This window comes from Streptomyces broussonetiae, assembly GCF_009796285.1.
GTDB lineage: Bacteria > Actinomycetota > Actinomycetes > Streptomycetales > Streptomycetaceae > Streptomyces > Streptomyces broussonetiae.
In genome coordinates this window covers 7,432,540-7,444,796 of sequence record NZ_CP047020.1, presented here as the reverse complement: position 1 = coordinate 7,444,796, position 12,257 = coordinate 7,432,540, and the positions used below count along the sequence as shown (strand labels likewise).

Here is a 12,257-nt window from a genome sequence, read left to right as displayed (position 1 = left end):
CGGAGCCCGCCATGACGCCGCGATCCGCCCTCAACCGCACCCTGCTGGCCCTCGCCGGACTGGTTTTCCTCGGCGGCGGACTGCTCATCCTCTTCGCCGGGCTCGACCTCTACCGGCGGCACGATCTGGCCCCACCCGCCGGCTGGCCCCTGACCACCCCGGCCGACGTCCTGCTCGGCTCCGCCGACCGGGCACGCTGGAGCAGCCAGGGCTGGTGGTGGTGGCCCGCGGTCATCGCCGCCCTCGTCCTCACCGCCCTGCTCGCCCTGTGGTGGCTGCTCGCCCAGCTGAGCCGACACCGCCCCGGCTCACTGCCCGTCGGCGGCACACCCCCGCAGGAAGGCGTCGAACTGCGCGACCGCGCACTCAGCGAAGCGATCGCGAACGAAGCCGGTGCCCTGCCAGGGGTAGGCCATGCGGCCGTAGTCATCACCGGCCGACCGGCCCGCCACCGCACCCGCATTGACCTCACCCTCACCCCCGAGGGCACGCCCGGCGCCACTCTCGGTGCCCTGTGCGAAGGCCCGATCGGCACCGCGCGTCGGTCCACCGGCCTCACCGACATGCCAACCGAGGTCCGCCTACAGGTCAGCCGCCACGGACCACACCGCGTGGAGTGAGGAGGAGATCGGCCGTTCCCGCCGACGCCCTTGCGGCCCATAGCAGTTCGCGGGCGCGCCGGCACCACTCCCCGAAGGAGAGATCATGATCATCCTGGGCGTCATTCTGCTCGTCGTCGGCTTCCTCACCGGCCTGTCCATCCTGTGGACCATCGGGATCATCCTGCTGGTCGTGGGAGCCATCCTGTGGATCCTCGGCGCGATGGGACACGCCGTCGCCGGTCGACGCCACTACTGGTAGGCGGGGTCGGTTGCCCTGCAGGGCAGAGATCCATGCTGCGGGCAGGCCGGCAGACGGCGCGGACCCCACCAAGATGTTCGCGGCGGCGGACGACGACGGCGAAGAGGTCGATCCGGCTGAGGCCGCCGCCGGTGCCGGCCAGCCGCCGCGGCTCGGACGCGGGGCGCCCGGTGGCCGTTGTGCCGGTCCTCGCCGCACGAGCGCACGGCCGACTCGTTGGGGAGTCGGTGGATCGGCCCCCACGGTCCGGGCGGAAGTTCCCCACCGCGTCGGCCGGTGAGTCTCCGTCGGGAGTTCGTATGCACAGCACCTTCGTGAGGATCCGCCCGAACGTCCCCCGGGGCCACGGCGATGACGGGCGGTGAGCGGCAAGGACCCGCGGGAGGCTCCACCCGGTCGGAGCACTTCGGGGAGGAGTTTCTGGGAGTCCTGCTGGACCAGGGGCACGAGTTGCCGCCGCACGAGCTCGGTCCGCTCGTCGCACGGCAGATCGGCAGGCTCGACGGCCGCGAGACCTCTTTCTTTCTGCAGGACTACGGCCAGGTGTGGCTCGTCCCCCTGCCGGGCGACGGGCTGGCGGCCGGGGAACCGCAGCCGATCGACGGCTCCGACGCCGGACGCGCCTTCCGGGAAGCGCGTCCCGTCGAGGTTTCGCAGGCCGACGGTGTGCGGGTCTATCTGCCCCTGCTGGACGGTGGCGACCAGGTGGGCGTCATGGCCGTCACCCTGGACCGTCTCCAGGACGACGAGCGACGGCTGCTGCGCAGGCTCGCCTCACTCGTGGCCGACATGCTGGTGACCAAGCACGGTTACACCGATCTGTTCTTCCGGCTGCGCCGCAGAGAACCGATGAGTGTGGCGGCGGAGATCCAGTGGTCACTGCTGCCACCGCTGGCGATGTCCACGCCCCGGGTCGAGCTGGCCGGGATGCTGGAACCCGCCTACGACGTGGCCGGCGACAGCTTCGACTACGCCCTCAACGGCGATGTCCTGCATGTGGCCATGGTCGACGCGATGGGCCACGGACTGGACGCCGCCACGATGGCCACGGTGGTCATCGGAGCCTACCGGCATGCCCGGCGCATCAGCGTCGGCCTGTCGGAGATCTATACGTTCATGGACCGGGCCGTCGCCGATCAGTTCGGCCCCGACCACTTCGTGACCGCTCAGATGATGCGGCTCAACACGGCAACGGGCAGGCTTCAGTGGGTCAACGCCGGACATCCCGCTCCTCTGTTGATCCGTGGACACCGTGTCGTACGACGGCTGGAGGGCCCGACGACGCTGCCCGTCGGTTTCGGCGGTCACGAGCCCCGGATCAGTGAAGTGGCTCTCATGCCCGGCGACCGGATCCTGTGCTTCACCGACGGACTGATAGAGGAGCGCGATGTCGGCGGTGAGGAATTCGGTGAGGAGCAGCTCATCGGGTGGGTGAACCGCCTTGAGCCCACGGCCCAGCAGATCCGGACGGTGGCGCGCTCCCTCTCCCACACGCTGCAACGGGCGCGGGGCGGGATCACGACGGACGATGCGACGCTCCTGCTGATCGAATGGCGCGGGACCGCCACCGACGACCTCGCCCTCCCGGAGTGAGCCGGCCTCCCACCCCCAAGGAAAGGCCGACGGCACGCAGCCTTTCCCCCACCGCCGATCTCTCACACTCCTGCTGCCGCGGTGGGCACGTGACGGGTGACCGGTCCGTCAGGAGTGCGTGAGGCGGGGTGGGGGGCGTCGTGTCCGCCTTCGGAGTCCCAGACCGCCTCCCGGAGCGAGTCCGAGTCGGCCGCTGCCTCTGCCGCGGCCCGGAAACGTTCGGCCTCATGGATCAGGCCGGTCGCCGTGAGGCTCCGCGACGGGTCGGTGGCCGTGGCCATGAGCCGGGCTGCGGTGGCCGGGGCTGTCTCCGGTGGGATCACCAGCAGGTCCCAGCGGCCGAAGGTGTGGGACAGCAGCAACAGCTTGTGCGGGTCCTGCCCGGCGTTGGACCAGCCGACGCGCACCATGTGGCCGTGCGCGGGCACTTCACCCGGGATGACCGGCCACAACGTGCGGCTCACCGCTATCCGGGTGATCCGCCCCCACAGCGGGTCGAGACATTCGACGAGCGCCGGGAGCTCCTCCGTCAGGTTGCGCGAACGGGGCCACCAGGCACCGTCGATCAGGGCCGGAGGGGCGCCGGCCCGCGCCAGCGTGAGTCGGAGCGGTGACGAAGAAGGGGCCCGGTCTCCGACTGCGGGTGTGAACGGAATGGTCGCGGTCATGACGCGGACCCAACCCCGGGCCGGTCACGGCCGGCCCGGTTGCCATGAATCGCCGAGAACGACCCGGCGTGGAAGCCGGTGTACGAGATGCTCTCGGTAATCACCAGGATACTCCTCGCCGAGGCCCGGCGGACTGGCGGGGAGTGACGGGCTGAACGGAACGACACACGTCACAGAGCCAGGGGAGTGCTGGGCCGGGGCATGCGGGCCGTCGGGCGTGAGACCGGTCCGGGAGCCGGCATACGAAGGGCCCCGGCGCCCTCGGCCCACTGCCGCCGGTATCGACAGCCGCTTCACCGAATGCGGCGGCGTCTCCACAACCGCCCCGGCGTGTGCGGAGTACCGTGGACAGCACCGAGGGCATTTCGCACACCGGCTTCCACGCCGGGTCGTTCTCGGCGAGAGACGAAACCCGGGGCGCCGCCAAGGCGGCCCGGAGACGGGTCCGCATCATGTCGGCGACCTTGCACCAACTCCTGCCACACCACGAGCCCGTCGCAGCCCCGGCCGTGCGTCTCGCGCTGAAGACCGACGGCCCGTCGCGCGGCCTCCTGGACGGTGCCTGGTGGCCCCGCTCCCGAGACCTGCTGAGCGAGCTGCCCGCACTGACCGATGTGCTGGACCCTCTGTGGGGCCGCATCACCCGCATCGCCGTCAACCCGAAGTACTGGCCGGTCATCCCGCACGAGATCCCCGTGGGCGGTCATGTCGTCAAGGTCGGATGGTTCACCCCGGAGATCGACCCGCACAAGCTGCTGCTGCTCTCCTACGGCACCGGCCGCTGGGACCTGCTGGTCATCCCGCCCGAGACCGAGACGGAGTCGGCGGCCCGCCTGATGGCGGCCGCGTCCGACTACGACGGCCCACCGCTGACCGCAAGCGCTCTCATCGCCGCGGACGAGACCCGGCACGCCGTCTCCGCCGCCGACCGGCCACTCGAACCGGACGAGGCAGGGAAGCACGAGGAGGACGGCCCCGCCTCAGCGGCCGTTCCGGCACGGACGGATCGCGCCAGTCGCCTGGTCATCGGCATGTGAGACGGCCGCCACGACCGGTGCCTTCACGGGTTTCGGACCTGCCTCACGAGCCGGCGCAGGCACATGCAGGGGTCTCGACCGGCGAGTCTCCGCCCCACGTGGTCCTCGTCCCGAGGAGCAGTACATGCAAGCCCTGATCGTTCTCATCGTCGTGATCGGTCTTCTGGCCGTCCTGGCCCTCGCCCTGTCCGTGAAGGTCGTCAAGCAGTACGAGAAGGGAGTGCTGTTCCGCTTCGGCCGACTCGTCGGAACACGCTCCCCGGGACTGCGGTTCATCATCCCGTTCGTCGACGCCCTGCACCGGGTGTCGCTGCGGGTCGTCACCATGCCGATCCAGTCCCAGGGCATCATCACCAGGGACAACGTGAGCGTGGACGTGTCGGCGGTCGCCTACTTCCGGGTCGTCGACGCCGTGAAGTCGGTCGTCGCCGTGGAGAACGTCAACGCGGCGATCAACCAGATCGCCCAGACCACCCTGCGGAAGGTCGTCGGCCGGCACACGCTCGACGAGACACTGTCGGAGACGGACCGCATCAACCTGGACATCCGCCAGATCCTGGACGTCACCACCGTCGACTGGGGTGTGCAGGTCACCCTGGTCGAGCTCAAGGACATCCAGCTGCCCGACACCATGAAGCGCGCCATGGCCCGCCAGGCTGAGGCCGAGCGGGAGAAGCGAGCGAAGATCATCAACGCGGAGGGCGAGTCCCTGGCCGCAGCCGCGCTCGGCGACGCCTCGGACACCATGATGGCCCACCCCCTGGCGCTTCAACTGCGCAATCTCCAGAGCCTGGTGGAGATCGGTGTCGACCAGAACACCACCGTCGTCTTCCCGGCCCCCCTCATGAGCACGATCGGCGAGCTCGGCTCCTTCCTCGCCCGGGAAACCGCTGCCGCCGCACCCGCCGCGGCAGCGCCACCGGCCGGCACCGGCCGCACCCACACGTCCCTCAGCCCGGCAGGCAGCGCGCCCGGCACCGCGGCGTGAAGCCGACTACGGCCCGAGCGATCCGTGGCACCAGGGAGGATTCGTGACCGTCGCCTGTCGCGCGCATCCTCCGGGCACCGGCTGATGATGGGGGTACGGCCGAACACGCGGAGCTGATCATGACGGGTTGGCGGGTCAGGGACTACACCCAGGACGATCTCGAAGCGGTGATCCGTGTCGACATGCAGAGCGGCACGACCGAGGAGCCGCCGCTCTTCCCACTCTCGGACGCCGTGACGGCCCTCCAGACCCGCCACCCGGCCGTGGTGGCCACGGCCGACGACGTGCTGATCGGCGCCGCGGTGAGCAGGGTGGAGGGCGAACGGGCATGGATCCTGCGCATCTGCATGGCGCCCACCTGGCGGCAGCGCGGGCTGGGCAGTGCCCTGATCACCGCCCTTGAGCAACGCGTCTTCGCCGCCGGCGTCCGCGCGGTGCACGCCGCCCTGCCCGAGGGCGAGACCGGTGCCACCGCCCTGCGCAATTGCGACTTCGGCGCCCGCCCCGGGCTGGTCTTCTTCGAGAAACGCGGACCGGTGACCCCGCAGTCGGCCGGCACGCTGTCCTCGCTCGGAGCGGAGCTGCCGCCAGGGGGGCTCTGGCAGAAGGTCGCGGGCATGCAACGGGAGAAGCAGCTCATCGAGCGGCGCCTGGTCCTGCCGCTGGCCCATCCCGAACTGGCCGCCCAGCACGGAGTGGAACCGCCACGGGCGGTGATGCTGTTCGGCCCGCCCGGGACCGGCAAGAGCACGTTCGCGCACGCGATCGCCAGCCGCCTGGGATGGCCCTTCCTCGAACTGTTCCCCGCCCGTCTGGCCGCCGAGTACGGCCTGGCGACCGGGCTGAACCGGCGCTTCGACGAGATCGCCCGGCTCGACCACGTCCTCGTCTTCATCGACGAGGTCGAGGAGGTCGCCGGCGAACGCGGCGGCGCGGACGCGACCGCTGTCGGCGTCGTCAACGAACTGCTCAAGGCGATCGTCCGGTTCCGAAGCCAGGACGGACGGCTGCTCGTCTGCGCCACGAACAACGTGACCACGCTCGACTCCGCGTTCCTGCGGCACGGCCGCTTCGACTACGTGCTGCCGATCGGCCCTCCCGACCACACCGCCAGGACCGCACTGTGGGAGAGCTACCTGGCCCGAGCGGGCGCGCGGGCCGACAGCGCGGTACTCGCGTCCGCCAGCGAGGGGTTCACCCCCGCCGACATCGCCCACGCGGCGCGTACCGTCTCCCAGGCCCAGTTCGAGCGCACCTTCGACACCGGAACCCGGACCACCCCCACCACCGACGACTACCTGGACACGATCTGCGACACCAAGCCCACGGTCAGCGCTGCCATGGCCCGGGAATTCGCCCAGCAGACGGAGGAGTTCGCCCGCATCTAGCGTCCAGGCCGGGTGGGGAGTCGATCTGCGACGGACGTGTCAGGCCGGCGTAGGTGGCGTGTCGCTGCCCGTTTCGATGAGGATCTGCCTGGCCTCGGTGACGTTTTCGGCCCGTACGGCCCTGGCCATCGCGGCGCGTGCCGCGTCGGGCGACGTGTCCGGAGGGACCAGCAACAGAGAGAAAAGGTCCCCTTCGCCTCGGGTGATGAGGACGGTGTCGTCACCGACCGGGAAGGAGTCGATGTGCACGACCCGGTCGTCGACCATCACCCGGGTCGGCAGTTCGTCCCAGGCGCTGCCGTCCAGACCGACCCGGGTGACAGGCCCGAGATGCTCGGTCAACGCGGAGATCAGCGAGGGAAGCTCGGCACCGATGTCCCGGGACCGCGGCCACCATGCGCCGTCCAGGATTCCCTCGCGTGCGTGGGTGGTCTCCAGTCGCAGCAGGGCCGTTCCGGGTTTCACCGACCGGTGCACGGCGTCCGGCAGGAGCCTGGGGAAGTCGGGGGTGTCTGAGCCTGCCATGGTGTCCGCCCGTCCGCAGAGAGCAGTGCGACCGCACGGCGTGCGACCATGATACGACCCTGCTACCTCACGGTACTCCGCACGACGCTCCCGCGAGCGCTTCGCCGCAGGCGCGGTTGCGGAAACAGGCAACGGCTCCGGCGTATACCCGCCGGAGCCGCCCTTCCGGGTCATTGCACGTGAGCGTGCGCCGACCCGCTTTCCAGGTTACGTCAAAGGGACTAATCCGCCATAAGCAATCCTTGCGAGGGTTCACTTCGGTCCGAGAAGCCGACGCGGCGGTTCAGCCACGCCCTTCCTCTTCCGTCTCCATCTGCCGGATCCCCTGGTGCGTCAGCGTGATCATCCCGGGCGTGTTGCCCCTCTCCCAGTCCACGACGACCCAGCCTTCACCTGCCAGGTACATACAGGCAGCGGCCATGTCCTGCTCAGGGATACCCAGGTCCGTGCGGAGCTTCGCCCCATCGACACCCAGGAGGCGATTACCCTCGGCGGCCTGGTACAGAGCCTGCATGATCCTCTCGCGGTACGTCTTCCGGTCCCGCAACATCGCCATGACGCGCCTTCCTCTACTGCCCACGGTCGGGCCGAAGCCGATGTCATCCGCGGTCGCCGTCGCGGTGGGGCGCGTCGGAACGGTCGCGTCCACCGACCGACGGTGTCTCCGGGGCCGACGCCCGATCCCCGGCAGAACATCGCTGTAGTGGAAGGCAGCGATCCGTTCGGCGTGCTGACCATTGAGCTGGTGGATCAGAACGACTCCGACGGCGATCAGGACGAGCAGCACGGCCACGGCGATGACGAGCATGGGATCTCACCTCCGTCGACCGGCGGGCGAAGGCCCTGCCGCGCCGATGGGCCGGGGCCGGGACGACGGTCGACCTGCTCCGCCGTCGTCCTCCCAGGCTTCTTCCCTGTTTCGTGCATCGATCCTGTCTGCTGCTTGCTCCCGGGCCGAGGCATCGACGCCGTCGCCGACCATCAACTGCGCGGCGGCATCCGCACCGGTTTCCGGCGGAATCACCAGCACGTCCCGGCGGCCGTCAGCGGAGAAAAGAGTGAGTCGGTGGGGATCCTGCTCCTCGGTGGACCAGCCCACCTGCACGGTGCGCCCGGCGTAGGACACCCAATGCGGCAGGACGGGCCAGTAGGCCGGGTGCACGGTGACACTCGTGATACGACCCCAGAGATCACCCAATGCGGCCGTCAACGACGGCAGCTCACGGGTGAAGGCACGGGAGCGAGGCCACCACATACCGTCCAGCCCGCCCGGCGCGGGCGTCAGGGACAGCCGGGCCGGCTGCGGCGGCGCACATCTGCTCGATGTCGTACGGTCAATGGTCACGGCCATGGCGCGAACCTGTCCCCGGGCTCGTGGGTGCGGCCCGGCGCTGTCGATCACCGGGAACGGCACCCGCAGCGGAGCCGGTGCGCGAAGAACTCCCGGTGTCTTCACACTACTCCGCTCACCGGTCCGAAAAGCCCGGGATGACCAGGCAGTTTCCTGCCTTCGGGACCTGGTCGCCGGTGCCGATGCCGGTCAGAGCCAGTCCTTGCGCTTGAACGTCAGATACAGCAATGCGGACAGGAGCACGATGACGGCGGCGGAGGTGACGAATCCCGACTCGCGGCCGAAACCGGGATAGGGGAGGTTCTGGCCGTAGTAGCCGGTGATCGCGGTGGGTACGGCGATGATCGCGGCCCAGCTCGTCACCTTCTTCATGATCAGGTTCATGCGGTTGGCCTGGACCGAGAGGTTCGTCTCCATGACCGAGGCCACCAGGTCCCGCAGTGATTCCGTCCACTCGGTGGCACGCAGCACGTGGTCGTAGACGTCCTGGTAGTACGGGGCGAGAGGATCGTTGATCAGGTGCAGGCCGGGGCGCATGAGGGTGTTGACCACCTCACGCATCGGGAGCACGACGCGGCGCAGCTGGACGAGCGACTTACGCAGTGCGAAAACTCGGCGCTGCACGGCTTCGATCTCACGGCGCCCGGCCGCGAAGAGCAGACCCTCCAGGTCCTCGATGCTGTCGTCCAACTGCTGGACCGCGGCGAAATGTCCGTCCACGAGATGGTCGAGCAGACCGTGCAGCAGGAATCCGACGCCGTGGCCGGCCAGGTCCGGGCTCTCGTCCCAGCGGGCGACGACGTCCTCGATGTCGAGGCCGTCGTCCTTGCGGACGGTGATCATGGCCTGGCTGGTGAGGAATACGGCGATCTCGCTGTACGTCAGTTGCGCACCGTCCGGGCTGACGGTCACGGCGTAGGCGCTGAGGAACTCGTGGGTGCGATAGCGGTCGAGTTTCGGCCGCTGTCCATGGTGAGCGGCATCCTCCAGAGCCAGTTCGTGGATGCCGAACTCCTGACCGAGCATGGTGAGTTCAGCGGCTCCGGGCCGGTGCAGGTCCAGCCACAGGACCGACGCCGGATCAGCGAGATGCGCAGGGACGTCACTGACGGGAAAGTCCTCCAGGACCAGAGTGCCGTCGTGATACAGCCGGGTACGCGTCACCATGGCCCGAGGCTAGTGTCTTATACCCCTGTCATGCCGCTTCGCCCCGATTGCCAGCGCGGCAGGTTCATCGACAGCAGCCACCCTCCGTGGGGGCCTTACGTCAAAGCCCGCGACATCCGGAGCTCCGACCGACGAACATCGGGTGCCGGTCCGAAGGCAGGGATGTGGGTACCCGGCTGCCGCATCGCATCCGGCCTACACCGCACGACCGGATGCGGCACGTCAGCCGGGAAGGACACTCCGAGACCATGACCACCCATACCCCGCGCCGTCGCCCGCCTCCCCCCGCAGGTGGCAGTGATTTCGCCCGCCTGTCGAAGAAGATCGCCGAGGCCGGCCTGATGAACCGGCGCCCCGGCTACTACACCGTCCGGTCCATCGCCGTGGCCGTCGCCTACGCCGGGGGCTGGAGCGCGTTCGTCGTCATCGGCGCCGGCTGGTGGACCCTGGCGGTCGCCGCGTTCCTCGCCATGATGTTCGGCCAGGTGGCTCTGCTCGCCCACGACGTCGCCCACCGCCAGGTCTTCCGTCGGCGCCGGCCCAGCGAGACGGCTGGCCGCATCGCCGGGGCCGCGATCGGGATGGGCTATGGATGGTGGCAGGACAAACACACCCGCCACCACGCCAACCCCAACCACGAGGACCTCGACCCCGACATCGCCCCCGACCTGCTCGTGTGGTCCCAGGACCAGGCCCGCGCCGCGACCGGACTGCCGAGGATCATCGGCCGTCGGCAGGCGTTCCTCTTCTTTCCCCTGCTCCTGCTCGAAGGGGTCAACCTTCATGTCTCCAGCGCGCGGGCACTGGGCAACCGCGCCCTGAAGAACCGCGTCCTGGACGGCACGCTGCTCTACGGGCACATCGCCGCCTACCTGACCGCAGTGTTCCTCGTCCTCCCACCCGGCATGGCGATCGCGTTCCTGGCCGTCAACCAGGGCCTGTTCGGCCTCTACCTCGGCTACCTCTTCGCCCCCAACCACAAGGGCATGCCGACCCTGACCGGCAACGACCGCCCCGACTTCCTGCGCCGGCAGGTCCTCACCGCACGCAACGTACGCGGCAGCTGGTTCACCGACCTCGCCCTGGGCGGCCTGAACCACCAGATCGAACACCACCTGTTCCCCAGCATGCCCAGCCCCCACCTGCGCAGGGCCCGGCCCATCGTCCGCCACTACTGCCAGGACTTGGGAGTCGACTATCTGGAAACCGGACTGATCGCCTCCTACCGGCAAGCACTCGCCAGTCTCCACCGAGCAGGAGCGCCACTGCGGCGTGCCCGTATCAGCAGCGCCCGAGCATGACGCACCGGCGCCGACGGTAGATGATCTCGCCGCCCTGTCTGAACCAGGAGGCAATCCCGTCGAACCGCTTGCATGAGTCGGCAGCTGTAACGCATCCAGATGCCCTTGCCGTACTCCAGCGCCTTTTCCCGGTGCCCGGCTGAAGTGATCCGGTGAGACCCAGCGGCTGGAACAGCCCCGTCGGCTTCCCGGCGCGGCTGCGTCGTCTTACGGCTCCCCTCCCAGATGGGCGCAATCGCAAATCCAGCGTCCCGCGAGCATCGCAGGAGCGCGCACTGTGTGCGGAGCCGAACGCGGTCATGCGCGCAAGCACAGTCGAGATCACGGCGAAGCCCCGCCGGAGCGCTCCGGCGGGGGCTTCGTCTCATGGCGCCGAGCAGAAGCCCCGTCGGGGGATGGTTCCCGGAAGGGCTTCACTGCTTCGCCCTCTCTCACAGACGCCCCTATAACGCAGGGGTGCGGGAAACCGGTCTGACCAGGTTGAAGACCTCTCGGGCGGCATATCGCTTGAGGTATCGGATGGTCTCGCGTCGGGTCTTTCCCTCCTGGGTGCGGCGTTCGTAGTACGCCTGGGTGCGCGGCTCGTGACGCAGGCGGGTGAACACGATGCGGTGCAGGGCCGCGTTCGCACGGCGGTCGCCGCCGTGGTTGAGCCGGTGCGTGCTCCGCCGGCCCGACGAATACTCGACTGGGCTGACTCCGCAAAGGGCAGCAAAGGACGCCTCGGTGTTCAGCCGCTCGGGATTGTCCCCCATGGTGATCAGGAGAGTGACGGCGCTGTCCGGGCCGATGCCCACCGGTACGAGCAGCTGGGGGGCGTGGGCTTCGACGAGTTGGGTCAGGCGCTGGTTCAGCTCATCGATCTGCCCGGTGAGCTGCTCAATGCGTTCGGCGAGCATGCGCAAGGTCAGGTGGGTGGCCTGGGCCACCGCGTCCTCGTCTCCCCCACCGGCGGGTGGGCCGAGGCGTGCGCAGGTGCGGAACAGCTCGCGGTTGCCCAGGCTGGACAGCTGTTCCCGCAGGGCGGGATCGGCGATGACCAGGACGGCCTTGAGTTGGTTGATCGCCTCCCGGGCCCGAAGAAGTCGATCATGTAGCCCTCGGTGCGGGGCTGGGGCGCCTTCTCCAGGACCACGACCTCCCAGCCGAGCACGTTGTGCAGGCGGCCGGCCAGGGCGAGTCCCGCGATACCGGCCCCACAGATGACGACCCTCATCGGCACATACCACCTTCATGCTCAGGCACGTTCAGCGAGCTACCGGCCGACACCCATTTTGCACTATGCAAAGCTTAGCGCGTCAAGACGAGCAGCGATCCTGTTCGCGAAGGCCTGCGCGTGCTGGGCAGCGACGCCGACCCTGACGTGTTCCCTGCGGCC

14 protein-coding genes are annotated in these 12,257 nt (G+C 69.2%); 7 read left to right on the top strand and 7 right to left on the bottom strand.

Annotation, left to right across the window (positions count from 1 at the left end; all coding sequences use genetic code 11):
• Positions 1-11 precede the first annotated feature (11 nt).
• From GQF42_RS34175 to GQF42_RS34170, 3 genes are all read left to right on the top strand, one after another.
• Positions 12-620 (top strand): alkaline shock response membrane anchor protein AmaP, encoded by a 609-nt coding sequence (locus GQF42_RS34175; protein WP_158926417.1) that lies wholly within the window; start codon positions 12-14, stop codon positions 618-620.
• An 85-nt stretch (positions 621-705) separates the two neighbouring features.
• Positions 706-861 (top strand): DUF6131 family protein, encoded by a 156-nt coding sequence (locus GQF42_RS45105; protein WP_099054839.1) that lies wholly within the window; start codon positions 706-708, stop codon positions 859-861.
• Positions 862-1,212: 351 nt separating this feature from the next.
• A complete protein-coding gene (locus GQF42_RS34170) occupies positions 1,213-2,454 on the top strand; it encodes a PP2C family protein-serine/threonine phosphatase (protein ID WP_158926415.1) in 1,242 nt (413 codons plus the stop codon).
• A 62-nt stretch (positions 2,455-2,516) separates the two neighbouring features.
• Here GQF42_RS34170 and GQF42_RS34165 read toward each other — a convergent pair whose 3' ends face one another.
• Positions 2,517-3,122: a DUF5994 family protein gene (locus GQF42_RS34165; protein ID WP_055707165.1), complete on the bottom strand. Its 606-nt coding sequence runs from the start codon at positions 3,120-3,122 to the stop codon at positions 2,517-2,519.
• 344 nt (positions 3,123-3,466) lie between these two features.
• Between GQF42_RS34165 and GQF42_RS34160 the strand changes: the two genes are divergently transcribed.
• The 3 genes from GQF42_RS34160 to GQF42_RS34150 all read left to right on the top strand — a co-directional run bounded on the left by GQF42_RS34160 (position 3,467) and on the right by GQF42_RS34150 (position 6,535).
• Positions 3,467-4,159: a DUF5994 family protein gene (locus tag GQF42_RS34160; RefSeq protein WP_107461326.1), complete on the top strand. Its 693-nt coding sequence runs from the start codon at positions 3,467-3,469 to the stop codon at positions 4,157-4,159.
• Between the two features lie 124 nt (positions 4,160-4,283).
• On the top strand, positions 4,284-5,147 hold the full coding sequence (locus GQF42_RS34155) for a slipin family protein (protein WP_107461324.1): 864 nt from the start codon (positions 4,284-4,286) through the stop codon (positions 5,145-5,147).
• Between the two features lie 119 nt (positions 5,148-5,266).
• A complete protein-coding gene (locus GQF42_RS34150; protein ID WP_158926413.1) occupies positions 5,267-6,535 on the top strand; it encodes an ATP-binding protein in 1,269 nt (422 codons plus the stop codon).
• A 39-nt stretch (positions 6,536-6,574) separates the two neighbouring features.
• Here GQF42_RS34150 and GQF42_RS34145 read toward each other — a convergent pair whose 3' ends face one another.
• The 4 genes from GQF42_RS34145 to GQF42_RS34130 form a co-directional block, all read right to left on the bottom strand.
• The gene (locus GQF42_RS34145; protein ID WP_069777876.1) at positions 6,575-7,060 is read right to left on the bottom strand and encodes a DUF5994 family protein; all 486 of its coding nucleotides are present in this window, start codon (positions 7,058-7,060) and stop codon (positions 6,575-6,577) included.
• A gap of 283 nt (positions 7,061-7,343) precedes the next feature.
• Positions 7,344-7,868, bottom strand: coding sequence for a hypothetical protein (locus GQF42_RS47770; RefSeq protein WP_407699506.1), 525 nt, complete (start codon positions 7,866-7,868; stop codon positions 7,344-7,346).
• 6 nt (positions 7,869-7,874) lie between these two features.
• The gene (locus GQF42_RS34135; protein ID WP_325100370.1) at positions 7,875-8,462 is read right to left on the bottom strand and encodes a DUF5994 family protein; all 588 of its coding nucleotides are present in this window, start codon (positions 8,460-8,462) and stop codon (positions 7,875-7,877) included.
• A 138-nt stretch (positions 8,463-8,600) separates the two neighbouring features.
• Positions 8,601-9,578, bottom strand: coding sequence for a magnesium transporter CorA family protein (locus tag GQF42_RS34130; protein ID WP_158926411.1), 978 nt, complete (start codon positions 9,576-9,578; stop codon positions 8,601-8,603).
• A 248-nt stretch (positions 9,579-9,826) separates the two neighbouring features.
• On the opposite strand from GQF42_RS34130, the gene GQF42_RS34125 reads away from it, so the two are divergent.
• Positions 9,827-10,879: a fatty acid desaturase family protein gene (locus GQF42_RS34125; protein ID WP_158926409.1), complete on the top strand. Its 1,053-nt coding sequence runs from the start codon at positions 9,827-9,829 to the stop codon at positions 10,877-10,879.
• A gap of 443 nt (positions 10,880-11,322) precedes the next feature.
• On the opposite strand, the gene GQF42_RS34115 is transcribed toward GQF42_RS34125, so the two are convergent.
• Positions 11,323-11,808, bottom strand: coding sequence for a transposase (locus tag GQF42_RS34115; RefSeq protein WP_233273548.1), 486 nt, complete (start codon positions 11,806-11,808; stop codon positions 11,323-11,325).
• Positions 11,787-12,095 carry an NAD(P)-binding protein gene (locus tag GQF42_RS46210; RefSeq protein ID WP_233273547.1) on the bottom strand — a complete coding sequence of 103 codons (309 nt, stop codon included), beginning with the start codon at positions 12,093-12,095 and terminating at the stop codon, positions 11,787-11,789. The genes GQF42_RS34115 and GQF42_RS46210 overlap by 22 nt, the downstream gene beginning before the upstream one ends.
• Positions 12,096-12,257: the final 162 nt, after the last annotated feature.

Bases quoted from the DNA above. Each gene is read 5' to 3' on its own strand.
- GQF42_RS34175 (WP_158926417.1), top strand. From the start codon at position 12: ATGACGCCGCGATCCGCCCTCAACCGCACCCTGCTGGCCCTCGCCGGA.
- GQF42_RS45105 (WP_099054839.1), top strand. From the start codon at position 706: ATGATCATCCTGGGCGTCATTCTGCTCGTCGTCGGCTTCCTCACCGGC.
- GQF42_RS34170 (WP_158926415.1), top strand. From the start codon at position 1,213: ATGACGGGCGGTGAGCGGCAAGGACCCGCGGGAGGCTCCACCCGGTCG.
- GQF42_RS34165 (WP_055707165.1), bottom strand. From the start codon at position 3,122: ATGACCGCGACCATTCCGTTCACACCCGCAGTCGGAGACCGGGCCCCT.
- GQF42_RS34155 (WP_107461324.1), top strand. From the start codon at position 4,284: ATGCAAGCCCTGATCGTTCTCATCGTCGTGATCGGTCTTCTGGCCGTC.
- GQF42_RS34150 (WP_158926413.1), top strand. From the start codon at position 5,267: ATGACGGGTTGGCGGGTCAGGGACTACACCCAGGACGATCTCGAAGCG.
- GQF42_RS34145 (WP_069777876.1), bottom strand. From the start codon at position 7,060: ATGGCAGGCTCAGACACCCCCGACTTCCCCAGGCTCCTGCCGGACGCC.
- GQF42_RS47770 (WP_407699506.1), bottom strand. From the start codon at position 7,868: ATGCTCGTCATCGCCGTGGCCGTGCTGCTCGTCCTGATCGCCGTCGGA.
- GQF42_RS34130 (WP_158926411.1), bottom strand. From the start codon at position 9,578: ATGGTGACGCGTACCCGGCTGTATCACGACGGCACTCTGGTCCTGGAG.
- GQF42_RS34125 (WP_158926409.1), top strand. From the start codon at position 9,827: ATGACCACCCATACCCCGCGCCGTCGCCCGCCTCCCCCCGCAGGTGGC.
- GQF42_RS46210 (WP_233273547.1), bottom strand. From the start codon at position 12,095: ATGAGGGTCGTCATCTGTGGGGCCGGTATCGCGGGACTCGCCCTGGCC.